The organism is Prevotella sp. SGI.167 (genome assembly GCF_050313615.1).
In the GTDB taxonomy this organism is placed as follows: Bacteria; Bacteroidota; Bacteroidia; order Bacteroidales; family Bacteroidaceae; genus Prevotella.
Genome location: NZ_JBNPLT010000003.1, coordinates 159,416 through 175,695 on the forward strand (window position 1 = coordinate 159,416; position 16,280 = coordinate 175,695).

Annotated in this window: 14 protein-coding genes; 5 read left to right on the top strand and 9 right to left on the bottom strand. The window is 49.2% G+C overall.

Annotated features, from left to right (window positions below; all coding sequences use genetic code 11):
• Positions 1 to 330: 330 nt before the first annotated feature.
• Complete coding sequence (locus ACQRBJ_RS02990; protein WP_445302813.1) at positions 331 to 1,365, bottom strand: asparaginase; 1,035 nt, start codon at positions 1,363 to 1,365, stop codon at positions 331 to 333.
• Positions 1,366 to 1,667: 302 nt separating this feature from the next.
• Here ACQRBJ_RS02990 and thrS point away from each other — a divergent pair, with 302 nt between their 5' ends.
• From thrS to rplT, 5 genes are all read left to right on the top strand, one after another.
• Entirely contained in the window at positions 1,668 to 3,620 is a 1,953-nt protein-coding gene (gene thrS / locus ACQRBJ_RS02995) for a threonine--tRNA ligase (protein WP_445302814.1), read from the top strand.
• A gap of 133 nt (positions 3,621 to 3,753) precedes the next feature.
• Positions 3,754 to 4,143 (top strand): GxxExxY protein, encoded by a 390-nt coding sequence (locus ACQRBJ_RS03000; protein WP_153123445.1) that lies wholly within the window; start codon positions 3,754 to 3,756, stop codon positions 4,141 to 4,143.
• Between the two features lie 300 nt (positions 4,144 to 4,443).
• Positions 4,444 to 5,124 carry a translation initiation factor IF-3 gene (gene infC, locus ACQRBJ_RS03005; RefSeq protein WP_445302815.1) on the top strand — a complete coding sequence of 227 codons (681 nt, stop codon included), beginning with the start codon at positions 4,444 to 4,446 and terminating at the stop codon, positions 5,122 to 5,124.
• Positions 5,125 to 5,203: 79 nt separating this feature from the next.
• Positions 5,204 to 5,401 carry a 50S ribosomal protein L35 gene (rpmI, locus tag ACQRBJ_RS03010; RefSeq protein ID WP_006846865.1) on the top strand — a complete coding sequence of 66 codons (198 nt, stop codon included), beginning with the start codon at positions 5,204 to 5,206 and terminating at the stop codon, positions 5,399 to 5,401.
• Positions 5,402 to 5,440: 39 nt separating this feature from the next.
• Complete coding sequence (gene rplT / locus ACQRBJ_RS03015; protein ID WP_089544559.1) at positions 5,441 to 5,785, top strand: 50S ribosomal protein L20; 345 nt, start codon at positions 5,441 to 5,443, stop codon at positions 5,783 to 5,785.
• Between the two features lie 303 nt (positions 5,786 to 6,088).
• Here the strand turns inward: rplT and ACQRBJ_RS03020 are convergent, their stop codons facing one another.
• The 8 genes from ACQRBJ_RS03020 to ACQRBJ_RS03055 all read right to left on the bottom strand — a co-directional run bounded on the left by ACQRBJ_RS03020 (position 6,089) and on the right by ACQRBJ_RS03055 (position 16,271).
• The gene (locus ACQRBJ_RS03020) at positions 6,089 to 6,844 is read right to left on the bottom strand and encodes a hypothetical protein (RefSeq protein WP_445302816.1); all 756 of its coding nucleotides are present in this window, start codon (positions 6,842 to 6,844) and stop codon (positions 6,089 to 6,091) included.
• Between the two features lie 121 nt (positions 6,845 to 6,965).
• Positions 6,966 to 7,757, bottom strand: coding sequence for a porin family protein (locus ACQRBJ_RS03025; protein ID WP_445302817.1), 792 nt, complete (start codon positions 7,755 to 7,757; stop codon positions 6,966 to 6,968).
• An 8-nt stretch (positions 7,758 to 7,765) separates the two neighbouring features.
• Positions 7,766 to 8,953, bottom strand: coding sequence for a PCMD domain-containing protein (locus tag ACQRBJ_RS03030; protein ID WP_445302818.1), 1,188 nt, complete (start codon positions 8,951 to 8,953; stop codon positions 7,766 to 7,768).
• Positions 8,954 to 9,208: 255 nt separating this feature from the next.
• Positions 9,209 to 9,721: an HU family DNA-binding protein gene (locus ACQRBJ_RS03035; protein ID WP_445302819.1), complete on the bottom strand. Its 513-nt coding sequence runs from the start codon at positions 9,719 to 9,721 to the stop codon at positions 9,209 to 9,211.
• Between the two features lie 117 nt (positions 9,722 to 9,838).
• Positions 9,839 to 9,934, bottom strand: a complete 96-nt coding sequence (locus ACQRBJ_RS03040; protein ID WP_153123456.1) for a smalltalk protein — start codon at positions 9,932 to 9,934, stop codon at positions 9,839 to 9,841.
• A gap of 26 nt (positions 9,935 to 9,960) precedes the next feature.
• Positions 9,961 to 10,416, bottom strand: coding sequence for a D-Ala-D-Ala carboxypeptidase family metallohydrolase (locus tag ACQRBJ_RS03045; protein WP_445302820.1), 456 nt, complete (start codon positions 10,414 to 10,416; stop codon positions 9,961 to 9,963).
• Between the two features lie 203 nt (positions 10,417 to 10,619).
• On the bottom strand, positions 10,620 to 14,498 hold the full coding sequence (locus ACQRBJ_RS03050; protein WP_445302821.1) for a TIM-barrel domain-containing protein: 3,879 nt from the start codon (positions 14,496 to 14,498) through the stop codon (positions 10,620 to 10,622).
• Between the two features lie 45 nt (positions 14,499 to 14,543).
• Positions 14,544 to 16,271, bottom strand: a complete 1,728-nt coding sequence (locus ACQRBJ_RS03055) for a RagB/SusD family nutrient uptake outer membrane protein (RefSeq protein ID WP_445302822.1) — start codon at positions 16,269 to 16,271, stop codon at positions 14,544 to 14,546.
• Positions 16,272 to 16,280 lie beyond the last annotated feature (9 nt).

Genomic DNA, 16,280 nt, shown 5'->3' on the forward strand with positions numbered 1-16,280 from the left:
GCCACCTAAGATAGTTGGATACTCTTCTGAAGTTGTTCTTTCTACTGGAGCTGTAATCTCTACAAACTCACCATACTTTTTCGCTTTGTTGATCTGCATAATGAATAGGTTTTGTTGATTAAATTATTTTATCTATTTAGCTCAATGCGTATAACATTTCGCTACTTTTTCAATATAGGTCACTTAGACTTTCATCTTTTCACACTGCAAAGGTATATAAAATATCAATGCAAAGCAAGGATGTGTCGACTAATTTACTCTAATTTAATCTTTTTTAAGTCTATTCTGCATATTTTCTGCATATATCTAGACAACAGCATCTTAGCTGTCTTATAGCAGCGTGATTTCGCCGGCAAGCGACTTCTGCAGCATCTCCCTTACCTTCAGGTTGTCCTCGTATCTGCCCTGCAGATACATCAGTTTCGTAACCATCGCCTCTACGGTTGAGTCGTGGCCGCTGATCACGTGGGCTGACTTCAGCTGAAATCCGGCACCGTATCGTTCCATCTCCACGCTACCCGTCAGGCACTGGCTGATGTTCACGATGTTCACGCCTCTGTGGGCTGCCTCGTCCAGCAGTCGCATAATCCAAGGGGCATGAGGAGCATTGCCCGAACCGAAGGTACGCATCACGATACCTCTGAGGTCTGGCGATTCCATCACGTGGCGCACGATATTGTCCTGGATGCCAGGGAAGAGACTGAAGACGATTACGTTCGGGTCTAGCTTCAGATGGGGAACCATCGGCTTGCTGTAGTCTGGAGTCAGAATGTGGTGCTGATGATACTGGAAGTTGATGCCCACATCGCAGAGGTGAGGGTGGTTGAACGATTCGAAGGCGTGGAAACCTTCGGCATTGATCTTGATGGCACGGTTGCCGCGCAGCAGCTTTCCGTTGAAGAAGATGCATACCTCAGGCACCATCGGATGGCCGTTCTCGTCCTTTGCCGTTGCTATCTCGATGGCAGTCATCAGGTTCTCCTTGCCGTCTGTGCGCAGTTCACCGATAGGCAACTGGCTACCGGTCAGAATCACCGGTTTGGTAAGATTCTCGAGCATGAAACTGAGCGCTGAAGAGGTATACGCCATGGTATCGGTACCGTGGAGGATGACGAATCCGTCGTAGTCGTTATAGCTGTTGGATATGATGCTTACGATTTCCGCCCATCTCATCGGATCCATGTCGCTGGAATCGATAGGCGGTTCGAATTTCCTGACGTCGATTTCAGCCTGGATGAGTTGGAATTCGGGCATGGATGAAACGAGGTGGTTGAAGTCGAGTGGCTCCAGAACGCCTGTTACAGGGTCTTTTCCCATGCCGATGGTACCTCCTGTATAGATAATGAGAATCTTTGATGTTGCCATTTTTCTTGATTGATATTTACATTTTGTCACTAAATCGGTTGCAAATATAGTGAAAACTTTCGATATATCAAAGAAAATGCCCGGAAAATATCTACTATTTTTACATTATGTTATGATTCGTAAGGAAACCAGACTGTTGGCGGAGGATATGTAAATGCCTGTATATAATATAAGGTATAAGGGGAAAATGCCGATAATCCTGCATCTTTTGAAATAAAATACATTTTTTATACGAAAATATTCGCTCATTACAAAAAGAAATAGTACTTTTGCAAGCGATTTAATAAAAATACTAAGTTGTTATGGTAAAAATCACATTCCCAGACGGATCTGTTCGTGAGTATGAACAGGGCGTAGCTGGCTTACAAATCGCCGAGAGTATCTCACCGGCTCTCGCTCGCAACGTTGTATCTTGCGGTGTAAATGGTGAGACAGTAGAGTTGAACCGTCCTATCAATGAGGATGCTAATGTAGAACTCTACAAGTTTGAGGATGAGCAGGGTAAGCACACATTCTGGCATACATCTGCACACTTGTTGGCTGAGGCTCTCCAGGAGCTTTATCCAGGCATTCAGTTCGGTTTCGGTCCAGCCGTAGAGAGTGGTTTCTTCTACGATGTGATGCCAGCCGAGGGTCAGGTGATCTCAGAGAATGATTTCGCCAAGATTGAGGCTAAGATGATGGAACTTGCCAAGAAGAACGAGCCTGTGGTTCGCAAGGAGGTGGCTAAGGCTGATGCTCTCGCTGAGTTTAAGGCTGACGGTCAGACCTACAAATGCGAGCACATTGAGCAGGACTTGGAGGATGGTACCATCACCACATATACCCAGGGCAATTTCACAGACCTTTGCCGTGGTCCTCACTTGATGAACACTGGCCTTATCAAGGCAGTGAAGATTACAAGTGTGGCTGGTGCATTCTGGCGCGGTGATGCCAAGCGCGAGCAGATGACCCGTATCTACGGTATCAGTTTCCCTAAGAAGAAGATGCTCGATGAGTATCTCGTTGTTCTCGAAGAGGCTAAGAAGCGCGACCACCGTAAGATTGGTAAGGAGATGGAACTCTTCATGTTCTCTGAGCGTGTAGGTAAGGGTCTTCCTATCTGGTTGCCAAAGGGTACACAGCTTCGTTTGCGCCTGCAGGAGTTGCTCCGTTCGCTCCTGAAGCCTTATAACTATCAGGAGGTTATCTGTCCAGGTATCGGTGGCAAGAGTCTCTATGTAACATCTGGTCATTATGCTCACTATGGCAAGGATGCATTCCAGCCTATCCAGACACCTGAGGAGGATGAGGAGTATATGCTCAAGCCAATGAACTGTCCTCACCACTGCGAGATCTACGCACGTAAGCCTCGTTCTTACAAGGATCTTCCTTTGCGTATTGCAGAGTTCGGTACTGTATTCCGTTATGAGAAGAGCGGTGAGCTCCATGGTTTGACTCGTGTTCGTACCTTTACTCAGGATGATGCTCACATCTTCGTTCGTTCAGATCAGGTGAAGTCTGAGTTTGAGAATGTAATCGACGTGATTCTGAAGGTATTCAAGATTTTCGGTTTCGAGAACTACGAGGCACAGATTTCTCTCCATGATCCTAAGGATACCGAGAAGTATATCGGTTCTGAGGAGATTTGGGCAGAGAGCGAGAACGCTATCCGCGAGGCTTGCAAGGAGAAGGGTCTTGAGACACGTGAGGAGGTTGGCGAGGCTGCCTTCTATGGTCCTAAGCTCGACTTCATGGTAAAGGATGCCATCGGCCGTCGCTGGCAGTTGGGTACCATCCAGGTGGATTACAACTTGCCTGAGCGCTTCAAGCTGGAATATACAGCCGAGGATAACTCAAAGAAGACTCCTGTGATGATCCACCGTGCACCATTCGGTTCATTGGAGCGTTTCACAGCCGTTCTCATCGAGCACACAGCCGGTCACTTCCCATTGTGGTTGGCTCCAGACCAGGTTGCTATTCTCCCTATCTCAGAGAAGTTCAACGACTATGCACAGAAGGTACGTCAGTACTTCGACAAGCAGGGTGTTCGTGCCTTGGTTGATGACCGTAACGAGAAGATTGGCCGCAAGATTCGCGACAACGAGTTGAAGCGTGTGCCTTACATGGTCATCGTTGGTGAGAAGGAGAGTGCCGAGGGCCTCGTTTCCATGCGTAAGCAGGGTGGTGGCGAGCAGGCTACCATGAGCATGGAAGAGTTTGCTCAGCGCATCAATGCTGAGGTGGCAGAGCAGCTGAAGGCAGCTGAGGAGTAATCCCACAGATTGATATATTCGAATCTCCCACAGATTTCACAGATTTACACAGATTTTTTGTTCTGCAAATATCTGTAACGATTGTGACGTCTGTGGGAGATTTTTTTATGGAGGATTTTAAAATCGTTTGGTTATGACAGAAAATGAGATATCTTATAAGGTCATTGGAGCCATTTATAAGGTTTATAATGAATTGGGACCAGGTTTGCTAGAGTCGGTTTATGAAGCAGCTCTGTGCTATCAGTTGCGTAAAGATGGACTTAGGGTTGAGAGTCAGGTTAAGTTGGATGTCATGTATGACGGTAAGGTTTTGCCTGTTGATTTCCGTCTGGATATTCTTGTTGAAGATAAAGTCATAATCGAACTGAAGTCTGTGGCAGAAATGAAAGATGTCTTTCATAAGCAATTGCTTACGTATTTGCGTGTGGCGAAGAAGCATCTTGGAATATTGGTCAATTTTACCACCACTGATATACGAAGTTCTATCTTCCGTAAAGTCAATGGATATACTTCCGTTGATTGATCTTCTTTAGTCCCGCAGATTGTTTTCTTTTAGTCCCACGGATTGTTTTCTTTTAGTCCCGCAGATTGTTTTCTTTTAGTCCCACAGATTTCACAGATTAACACAGATTATTGAAGCAAAGAATTAAATCTGTGTAAATCTGTGAAATCTGTGGGACAAAAGACGAAAACTGCGTGATTTTTAATAAAATATGAGGCTAAAACTGAAAAATCTGCGTGAAATCCTTGGTGGTTTCATGAAAAAATCGTAACTTTGCAGCCGTTTAATCAAAAAGACAAAAAAGAATATATCGAATAGTTAATGAAAAATGACAAAATGAAAAATCAGTACCGCGTAAACGAACAGATACGCGTACGTGAAGTGAGAATAGTAAGTGAGGGCGGAGCCGAAGTGATGCCAACACGTAAAGCGTTAGAGTTAGCACAGCAGCAGGATCTTGATCTTGTTGAAATCTCTCCTAATGCACAGCCACCAGTTTGCCGTATTGTTGACTATTCAAAGTTCCTTTACCAGCAGAAGAAGCATGCTAAGGAAATGAAGCTGAAGCAGGTGAAGGTGGAGACCAAGGAAATCCGATTCGGACCTCAGACCGATGAGCACGACTATCAGTTCAAGCTCAAGCACGCTATCGAGTTCCTCAGCGAGGGCAACAAGGTTCGTGCCTACGTGTTCTTCCGTGGTCGTTCTATTCTCTTCAAGGAGCAGGGTGAGGTTCTCCTCCTCCGTTTCGCCAATGATTTGGAGGAATACGGAAAGGTTGAGCAGATGCCTAAGCTCGAGGGTAAGAAGATGTTCCTCTACATGAGTCCTAAGAAGGCTGGTACTGCCAAGAAGAGCCAGCAGAAGATGGACCGTGAGAAGCGAGAGGCTGAAGCTAAGGCTGCTGCTGATGCAGAGCGCGAGGCCAATGCCGAGAAGAATGGCTTACTCAATGCCAAGGGCGGTGAAGCCCTCAAGAAGATCGCAGAAGAGGCTGAGTAATTAGAAAAAAAGATGCGTAACGCCCTGGTATATGCGTTGCCATCGCTATAATAAATAACAATTTAAATTAAAAGTAAAAATGCCAAAAGTAAAGACTAATTCCGGCGCAAAGAAGAGATTCCGTTTCACCGGTACAGGTAAGATTAAGCGTCATCACGCTTTTCACAGTCACATCTTGACTAAGAAGACAAAGAAGCAGAAGAGAAATCTCCTTGGTGAGACTCTCGTAGACCGTTCAAACTTGAAGCAGGTTCGCGACTTGCTCTGCCTCCGTTAATTATTAACTTTTTAGTCGAACTTTTAAAGAAAAAAAATTATGCCAAGATCAGTAAATCACGTTGCATCTAAAGCAAAAAGAACAAAAATCTTGAAGCTCACTAAGGGTTACTATGGAGCTCGCAAGAATGTATGGACAGTAGCTAAGAACACTTGGGAGAAGGGTCTTACCTACGCTTATCGCGATCGTCGTAACAAGAAGCGCACATTCCGCGCATTGTGGATCCAGCGTATCAACGCTGCTGCTCGCCTCGATGGTATGAGCTACAGCCAGTTGATGGGTGCTCTTCACAAGGCTGGTATCGAGATCAACCGTAAGGTTCTCGCTGACCTCGCTGTTAACAACCCAGAGGCTTTCAAGGCTATCGTTGCAAAGGTGAAGTAAATCCGACGCTAGGCTCTTTTCTTCCGGGTTTTCCCCGTAGGGAGAGTGTTTAGCCTCTAGATTAGAGAAAACTGAAGATTGCATTGGTTGGAAGTATTTCCGCTGATGCAATCTTTTTTTTGTGCCCGGGAAATTGGACGAAAAGTCTTCTCACGCCCTGAAAGCAGCTGTTCCAGAAGATGGCAAAGGTGGCTCCACACGCTCTTTCTGGGCGTGTGGGGGGCGTTGATTATGCACGAATAAAAATCCCCAGCTATCCATCAAAAAGATAGCTGGGGATTAGTGCATTATAAGCTTTCTACTTTACTTCATCAACTCAAGACCTGCCTCGAACTTGGTGGTCTTTTCCATGATGGTAGGAAGCTGGTTTACAACAGTCTTCAAAATCTGGAATCCTGCCAAATCATCCTTGTCCATGCCTATAGTAGGAATCTTGTTAACCTGAGCATAAAGCATGGCGATGATTGGAGCTACGAAATCCTTATCAACATAGAAATATACCTTGTTGGCTGCTGGATATGATACGTGTACAGGAATACCGGTCTTAAACTGATCCAGCATGCTGGCAACCATTGCCTTCTCCTGAGCATCGTCGATGTCTTCTGTAATCTTGGCTGTGTTCAGGAACAAGGCAATCATATTCTCGTTAACCACCTGGTATGTAGCGTAGTCGTTAGCAACCTTCCAGTCCTTGTCATCAGTCTCTTCCTTGTAGGTTGCAGAGATCTGACCCTTCTCATTGAAGGTTACATCCTGCAAAACGCTTCTGAGTTGGGTGTTGAGCAGCATTGGAACCATTGAGATGGCATTCTTTACTGGATATGGCTCATCAAGCAAGCCTGGGATTGTGATAACTGCATCATCAGAACCTTCCCAGTTTAATACTACTGAACCTGTAGAATTGCCATTTGCATCAAACCCGGCATCCTGTACCTTCCAGGTGCCTTCAATCTTCTCGTTGCGGTTGAAATCATTTTCATTGTTGTCATCATCGCTGCTACAAGCAGTGAAGAAGCCAAGGGTGCAAACCAAGGCCATCAAATAAATAAACTTTTTCATTGTCTTCTTTTTTTTTTGTTAATGAATAATTGTTGTTTTTTATCTTTTTATCTCTCTTTGGCTATATTTAATTATGTACGCGTACATTATTATATAGATAGCTTCAGCAGAATATTATCTGTTACTTCAGCTGATACGAGATGCCGATGCTGCCGTAGATAGGGTACATCGTCTGCTCGATGGTCTCGAAATCCTTCTTGAAGATGCCGTTTAGGCCCCAGCTCAGGTCGGCGCAGATGCCCCAGCGGTCGCTCAGCTTCCAGTCTATGCCGAAATCTACGCCCACGTGCCAGTTGCGCATATCGTCGCTGAAATCGTAGTCGCCACGTTCGCCTTTGTCATGACCCAGCATTACCTTCTGTCCCGTCGGGTCGCCCTTCGGATGACCTTCCTCCTGGCGGCGGAGGTAACCATCGTATGCCCAGCCCTCAAACTTTTTCGAGGTAACATAGCTTACGTATGGACCCAGCTTGAAGCGGAGATTGCCACATACATCGTATGTTGCCTGAATCGGAACGGTGATGAGACTCATGTCCACCTTGGTCACGACATCGCCCGTAAAGATGCCCTGCAGCTCCTCGCCGCCACGAACTATCTTCATATAGTAATTCTTTACACCCGCATCGGTCTTCATGCCCTTGTTTTCGAAGCGGATTCCTCCCACGAAACCCCAGTTTCCGGAGAGTGGGTGATAGGCATCCACGCCCAGACTGAAGTTAGGGCGAAGAGTGTAGCTGTGAAGGGTGCGGATGGTGGCAGGCATACCGATAGGGGCGGTGCCGCCCAGGTTGTAAGCCACGCGTGCCTGATATTGATAGCCGTGGAGATACTGGTTCCAGGCGCTATTCTTGTCTCCTGCCCATGAAGCAGTGCCGCATGCCAGCAGGAGTGCCATTACTGTTATCTTTTTCATTTTTCTTCTTATTTGCAAATCAGTTTGAAACTATCCACCCAGAGGGTGCTGCCCACGGCTCCCAGGAAGTTGGCGCCGTCAGAACTCGATGAGCAGACGATGGCAAGACTGTAGCCGCCGTTTTTCAGCTTCAGTGGATCGATGGTCTTGCCGTAGGATTGATAGTCGAAATCTACGCTGAAGTGATGCCATTCCGGCGTGTTTCCGATTGCCACCTTGCCGTTGTCGTCATGGGTTTCGCCTACCAGGGCGAGAGCCACAATCTGCTTGCTGCTCTGTACGTTATCTCCGTAGAGTACTACCTGGTTTCCCTTCTCGTCGATGTTCTCGTAGAGCACGGCGTAGATGGTTCCGTAGTCCTTGCGGTCCAGCTCCTTCATTTCCTTGTCGGTGAATTTCTCTCCAGCCTGATACTTGTACCAGCCTTCCAGCTTGAGGGGTTTGCTGCTGAAACTGAACGGACGGCCGAACTTGGTAGCTTTCATCGCATCGCGCAGGGCATCGGTGGCGTCAAACTGTCCGATAAAGAGATTGCCGGCAGCGATAGGCTTCTTCACCATGTCGGCAAGCTTGCTGGTGCGCTGTGTGGTGAGCTTCACGCCCTTGCCCTGATAGCCTTCTTCTATCATCGTGGTAGGATATTCCTCCGGTTTAGCCGAACTGTTGCTTATCTTGAATCCCGGGTTTCCGGTTGCCCAGATGTCGAGTTCTTCGCCGTTCCAGTTTTCCTTCCAGTTGTAGTATCCCTTGTTGAGGTAGGCATTTTCGAATTCGAATTCAAATTCGTTGCTCATGGCGGTCTGTCCCTTCTTGATGCTCACCTGATAGGTGCGGGTCCATTGCTTGTCTTCTGATGTAACTACGTATGTTACAGGACCGTTTGAGAAGTCGTGCACGCTTCCGCTTTCGGGCTGGATGGTGGCGCCTGGGGTGAGTCGGAACTCCGGAGCCTGCCTGCTGAGGATGGCAAACGGACGCATGGTGAACTCTATCTTGTCCTGGTCGCTCTGCACGTTGACGAGGGTATCTGCCGCATTGGCAAACCACAGTTTCAGCAGTGGTCCGGGATGGATATAAGCCTGTTCGATGTCGCATTCGGCATTGAGGGGCTCATCCTTGAAGCAAGATGTCAGCGAGAGGGTGCTGGCAGCAGTGAGAGATGCTATTATAAATTGAGATAAAACCTTTACTTTCATTTTGTTAAAACTTTTACTGTCTATAATCGATATATAAATCCGATGGCAAAGATACGATGAAAACGTGTAAATGCCAAATATTTTTCGTTTTATTTAACTAGTTAACAGAGAATTTGAATATTTCTGTTCGTTTTTTGGATAAAAGAAGTGCCCTGAAGGCGGGAAAAGCATCTTGTAATCAATGCTTTCCCTCTTCAGGGCTTTAGAATGATTCCCGCTGGAATCCTTCAAGCTTCTCTGGGTGTAGGATTCTTTTTACAATCCTACGTCTCCTGAGTCGGTGTTGCCTGGGTCAGTCTTGCCTGGATCGGTGCTGCCTGGGTCAGTCTTGCCTGGGTCGGTGGTCTTGCTGTTGTCGAGACCCGTGTACTCGGTCATCTCCTCAGCCTTCACGTTGCGGAGCATGTTCTTCACGCGCTTGCCCTGTTCCATCTCGGTGGCAGGCAGGAAGATGACGTGCATGCCCTTGATGTTGGCACTGGTGAACTTCTTGGCGCTGTCGGCTGGGGTAGTGGTGAGTCCTACCTTGAAGGAGCCGAATCCGTCGAGCACTACTCGCTTGCCGTCGGCGAGACCGTAGCTGATCTCGGTTTCCAGGGCATTGATTACTGCGATGATGTCTGGCTCGGTCAGGGTGCATCGCTTGCTGATCTTGCCAGCAATCTCCTTGGTGTCAATAACACCGTCTACTACTGCTCGTCCATAGACCTTACCTTCGGTCTTGGAGTTCTTGCGGTTGTTAACTACTTTTCTGTACTTTACGCTCATAGTATTAAAAATTTAAAAGGTTAAAATAAAAATGTGTTTTTCTTTCTTTTTCAGCCCAGGACTTGTCCTTTTTGGTAGCCCTGGGCTGTTTTACTTTTTTCCATACCAGTCGTCGGCTTAGCTCATGCAGTTGGTCAACCCCAGTGAGGTTGCGATGGCAGTGAGGATGGCTGCGGCGATTTTGATGATGGTCTTGATGGTGTCTTTTTTCATAGTATTAGATGATTTGAAATGTTTGGTTATTTCAGTGTCTGATGCCGGTTGGGTCGTCGCATGGTATAGCTTACGTGCAGCCAGCGTTTCTGTGGTTGTCCGCGCGGTTCGAGAATTATCTGGTCGAAGTCGCAGTTCTTCTGGATGAATTCCATGTACTTGAGCAGCACCTCGCTGTTGGTGACGAAGATGTCTGCAGCCTCTCCCAGTTCGTGCTGACTTCCTATAGCTCCTCCCACTTGCAGATTGAGCAGGTGGCACCTGTAACCGCTGGTGATGCGGATAGCACCGAACTGTCGGCGAAGAGGTTCCAGAATCTTCTCGCAGAGCGTGGTGAGTCTCACTACCACGATGATGTCGTGTGGTGTGTTATCAACGCCATGTTTGATGGCCGTGCCCGATTTGGTGAATTCCCCGAGGGCGAAGTGGGGTGAGAGTAGCATCTTCTGCATCTTCTCGTTTTCCTGTTCTGTGTATTCCATAACTATGTCAATTAAAATTGTTTATACTTTTGTGTTTTTCTTTCTTTTTATTTCTGATGCAAAGATACAACATTTTTCCAGTTTTTGCAATAGGTAGAGGGTTGCAACAAGGGTTGTCATCGGGGTTGTTTTGAAAAAGAAAACCGCCTGTGGGCAAATCGGATGTCCACAGACGGTTTTTCTTTATGATATACTATACTTTTTTATTTCTCGCTCTTTACTCGCAAGAACTTATCTACCATCATCAGGTTGCAGAACTTGAATGATGGCTTGCATGCCTTCCTGGTCTTCAACTTGATGGTGAAGAGGTCGTGGGTGCCTTCTACCGCAGGCTGTTCACCGATGTTGACGAAGGTAGGGTAAATCAGCTTGCTGCCGTCAGAGTGGAGGCGGTCCTTGGAGATGTTCTCCATCTTGCCCATATCCTTGACGTCGATGCCGATGAACTCGAAGTCGGTGGCATTGTATGGCAAGGCAAAGCTCAGGGCATTGAGAGATACGAGATCCTTGCCCTTCACGGTGAGGGTGATGACGTCGCCTGCCTGGTATGCCTTCTTGTCGGCTACGAGCGAAATGCAGCCTGCAACAGGAGCCACCTGCTTGCTGCTTACACCGCTCTTCAACTGGGTGGCAACCACCGAGATGTCGTAGGCATCAATCAAGCCGTTGCGGTTGATGTCGCCATTGCTTACATAGCCCTCGAAGTCCTTGTCGCCCTTGCGCAGACCGCAATAGTTGAGATAGGAAGTGAAGTCGTTCTCATCGATGCGGTTATCGTTGTTGATGTCGCCCGGCTTCTTCATCTTGCTGCCTGGGGTCTTGAATACATACAACTCAGTACCTGACGCCTGTCCGCCTTTGGTCTCCTCAACGGTCATCTTTACATACTGTGCCTCTGGCTCACCCTTGAACTTGTATTCCTTTACACCCCCATCCTTGCTCCACTCGAAGGTGCCGTTCTCAGTCCAGTTGCTGCCATCGAAACTTGTTGCGATGCGTCCCTTGTAAATCTGTCCGTGACTGTCACGCTCTGAGCTTGGCAGATACTGAATCTTGTCGAGCTTGGCGATGCCATGCAGGTTCATCGTCATGTCGAATGGCAATACGCCTTCCTTCTTGTAGTAGTCGGTGTGCCAGTAGTTCTTCTCGTTGAAGTCGAACATCTTGGCTACCTCCAATCCTTCCCAGTCTGGGGTGGAGTTGGTGGCTGTGATGTCACGGATAGCCTCATCGAGAGGATCCTTGATGGTGCGTCCCTTCAGGGTGGTCCACTCTGATGCCCCGTCCTTGTTCACCGCTCTCACCTGTATGTCATACTCGGTTTCTGGTTTCAGATTCTCGATGGTGAATTCAGTGCTGCGGATGGTGGAGTGGAGCATACCGTCAATCTTCACTTCATAATAGTCTGCGTTTGCCTGCTTGTCCCATGCTGCAGTGAGGGTGAATGCCTTGTTGGCGCCCTCTGCGTCCTTCAGGCTAGCTTGAGGGGCGTTCAGTGCACCGGCTGATTTGAGCAGGGCATCGCTGTTGTCGAACTGGTAGCCGTCCATGCGAAGCTCGATGGCATTGGCAGTCACGTCGGTTTTTGCCAGATGGATGCATACCATCGGGTTCTTTGTGATGTCCACTTTCTCGAAGTCGCTGCCTTTGGTGGCAAAGCGGTTGAACTGTGGAGCCTTGTCGTAGAACCAGGCGTTCTCTGTGGAGCGGAGAGCCTCCATCGTGCTCACCTCTGTCAGTTTCACTGTCTTTCCACCCATCTTGGCAACCAGCTTCTTGGGAGCCTGGCTCACGTTGATGCGAATCTCTGTAGACTGGTTCTTCTCCTGTCCGGCAAAGTTGCCCTCGGTCTTGTCGATATTGACGGTGAGGCGGTCTTTAACCAATGAGGAGTGGATGTGGGTTGTGGCGTGCTCACCGATGCGGTAGAGCTCGGTCTTGCCATCATCATCATAGAGACTGTAGTCAGACTCTCCGTATGGATAAAGTTCGAAGATGCGGTTGGTGTTGTCTATCTGCGAAACGTTGTTGTTAGGGTTCACCATCGGAATGATGGCCCCTCTCTTCACGAACACAGGCATTTTCCAGTAAGGCGCATCAAACTCGTTGATGATTCTCCCGCCCTGGTATACCTTTCCGTTGAAGTAATCCACCCATTCTCCCTCTGGCAGATAGATGCCGTTACGGATGTCGTTGCCCTGCTTGTCCATCCTGGTCTCCTTGTAGATAGGAGCCACGAGGAAGTAAGGACCGCACATAAACTGATATTCCGTAGCCTTGCCCAGGGTGTAAGGGTTCGTGTCGTCGAGGAACATCGCTCTCATCAACGGTTTGCCGGTCACAGCCTCCTGGGCTGCGGTGTAGATGTATGGCATCAGTTCTGACTTCAGCTTGAGGTAAGTTCTGTTGACGGATGCTGATGGTTCGCCGAGGATGAACGGATACTTGGCATTGGAGCCCCAGCCGTCCATGTTGAGTCCCATCGCAGTGAAGGTCTTCCATTCAAACTCACGCATGTTCATGATTGGGTTCTTTCCGCCAAAGATACCGTCCAGGTCGGAGGTGATGTTGGAGAGACCGGAAAGACCTGCGCCGATGAAGGTAGGGATATGGAAACGGATGTATTCCCAGTCGCCACCCGTCTGGTCGCCCGACCAGATGGATGCATATCGCTGTGTGCCTGCCCATCCGTCGAGAGAGATGATGAATGGGCGTGCGTTGTTGCCATAGTAAGGCAAGATCTGCGCCACGTCGCTCACGCCGTTGAGTCCGAAGGAGTAGCCGTCGCCCACCCATGCCACGTCGGTCTTGAGCACTCTCACTCCTGCGGTGCCCACCTCTTTCACGATGTCGCGCTGCAACAGTGCCTCGATGCTGTCCTTAGGGTGAAGGTCTGACTGGGTCCAGAGACCAATCTCCACGCCGTGCTTGCGGGCATAGTCGCCAAACTGCTTCAGGTTCTCGATGTTGCCGTCGAGGGTTGATTCCTGGCCATAACCGGCTCCGTATCCATCGTTAGGCAGGAACCATCCCAAAGGCATGTCGTGGCTCACGTAGCGGTCGATGGCAGCTCGGGCAGAGAACTGATAGTTGTTCTTCTCGCCATTGAGCGACTCCTTGATGCCCGTCTTGTCGCTGGCACTCTCCTTGTAGCTCTTGCCGTCCTCGAAGGTCATGGTGCGACCCTTGTCTGCCTCTTTCCAGTAGTCACGGTTGTAGGCATTGAGGTGTCCCTCGTAGAAACCGAACTTAGGCAGCAGCACCGGGTTGCCCGTCAGCTGATAGTATTCGCCCAGCAGGTCGGTAGGCTTTTCGCCCACCATGAAGAATACGTCGAGGTTCTTCGATTCGTGGGATAGCTTCACGCTGCCCTTCTGGGTGGAACCGAAGTCGTAGAGTCCCGGCTTGAAGGTGTACCACATGAAGCCATAGCCGGCTGTAGACCAGTAGAATGGGGCAGGTGAAGCCACGCCGCCATCCACCCAGTTGTTGGTGTTCACGATTTCAATCTTTTCTCCCTTGTGAGAGAAGCGTCCGTTCTGCACGCCACCGCCGAAGTAGTATTCGTCTGGCTGCTCCTGGAGGGTGAGCGTCACCTTCTCTGGAGTGAAGGTGGATGGTGCGCTCTGGGTAGCCACGGTCTTGCCGTTCTCGGCGTTTACAATCTTGAACAGTCCGGTGGTCTTGTTGAATATAACCTTTGCCTTGCTGCTGGCGAGGGTGATTTCATCGCCCTGCTCAGTAATCTGCAGGCTGCCCACCTTGGTGCGTGGGTTGTCCACCAGGATGTGAGCCTCAGGCTTTGCCTCCGGGTCTCTCATCACGCCACCGTTGTGGTCTTCAAAGATTCTGATGATGTTCTCGCCGTAGAAGTCAACTGCCACTCTGCGGTGGTTGGCGAAGCAGAGTTCTACGGTTGTTGGGTTGATTCTTAGAATCTGCACGCCGTCTGCCTGCGCAGCCTGTGCTGTGATGGCTGTCGAAGCAGACGGAGTTTCGTTAGTAGCGTTGGCAACCATAGGCAGGCTTACAGCCACTGCCAATGCATTGCCAACGTACATTTTTCTATAGATATTATTCATTTCGTTTTATTTGAAACAGATGTTTTCTGTTATCCCTTCAGTGGGTTACTTCAGAATCACACCGCTGTTGTCGGTAGGGTTCTGGGTAAGAGTGCCTGGATATGCGTTGATGGCATTCTGAGGGATATAGTATGTTACGCGATAGTCAGATGCCTTCACCTCCTCGTGCTGGTTGTGAGGACCTGGGTAGTCGCGTGTCAGCGAGTGACCGTTGCGGAACACGTCATAGCTGCGCTCTGCCTGGTAGGCAAGTTCCAGCTGGCGCTCCTTGTCAATCAGTTCGAAGGCGTTGTCGGCGTTGAGCTTACCTGCAGGATAGCCACCGTTTACGATGGAGCGGTTGCGGATGGTGTTGAGGTCGGTGAGCGCCTTGTCATATTCGCCGAGCTTGGCGTATGCCTCTGCACGGTTGAGGTAAATCTCGCCCAGACGGCTGATGACCGGTGAGTGAAGCTGAGAATCCTCACCCTCGCGCGAACACTTCACGATGTAGAACTGTGGATACTCACGGTTCACGGTGATGTAGTTGTCGAGCATGCCCTGATACTCTATGCCATTATAGTTGATGGTATAGTACTCGTCGTCGGCACTGACCAGAGTGAGGTCGTAGGAGTTGCCGTTCTTGTCGGTGCAGGATACCTTGTCGCCATTGTGCTTGGTGTCGAACTGGGCATAGTGCTTGTTGCCGTCGCTGCCCACATATACGAAGCGGAACACTTCCTTGTTGTCTTCGGTGTATGTAGGCTCGATGAAGTTGGCACGTGCATCTACGATCTTCTTGGATTGCGGACGCCAGTCGTTGCGGCCCGTCTCGTTGAGCAGGTCGATGTATTTCTCGCTGGCGTACATCTCGCCCCATCCCATGCCACCGATGTTGGAATACATACCGCCGATTCCATAGTAGTGGTCATAGCCTGAGTATTCAGAAGCCACGCGCTTCACCACGAAGATGTCCTCCGGGTTGTTCTCAGGAACGATGGTGTTGTACTTCATGAACTCCTCGCGTGGAAGCAGAGAGTAGTCGCTGTTTTCGATTACCTTGTTGGAATAGTCAACGGCGAGCTGTGCATACTCACGGTTAGGGTTCTCGTAGGTGCCGCTCATATAGAGATAGATGCGTGAGAGCATCGCCTGGGCTGCTGCCTTTGATGCGTAGGCTGGACCACGGTTCGTGCTGAGCAGCTGCTCTGCCTTCTTCAGGTCGTTGATGGCCTGCTCGTAGGTCTGCTGCACGGTGGCACGGTCGGCGAGCTGCAGGTCGAGGATGTTGTCTGGGGTACCGTTTACGATAGGCACACCCAGGTTCTTCTCCGGTGCCTGGTAGTAAGGACGACCGTAGGCACGGCAGAGGTAGAAATACATCATGCCACGCACGTAGTAGCATTCGCCGAGTGAGTTGTCGATTTCGGTGCTTTGTCCCTCATTTATCATGTTGATGATGTTTGAAGCCTGTGCGATGGCCTTGTAGCCTGAGTCCCAGAAGCTCTGCAGACGATAGTTGTTCGGTGTGCGTGAATAGCTGATGAACTCGAAGAAGGCATCGGTTGAAGAACCACGGATCACCATGTTGTCACCTGCATACTCTCCGCAACGGTGCATAGGGTCAGACCAGCTCTTGAGCTGAGCATACATACCGTTGAGCAAGGCATCGAGGTTGCTCGCAGGATTGTTCTTTATCTGTTCGTCCGACATACTGTAGGTCGGGAAACGCTCAATGTCGCAAGAACCCAGGAGGGTTGCGCCAAGCATGAGCATCAATATACTTTTATTCATTTTCATTGT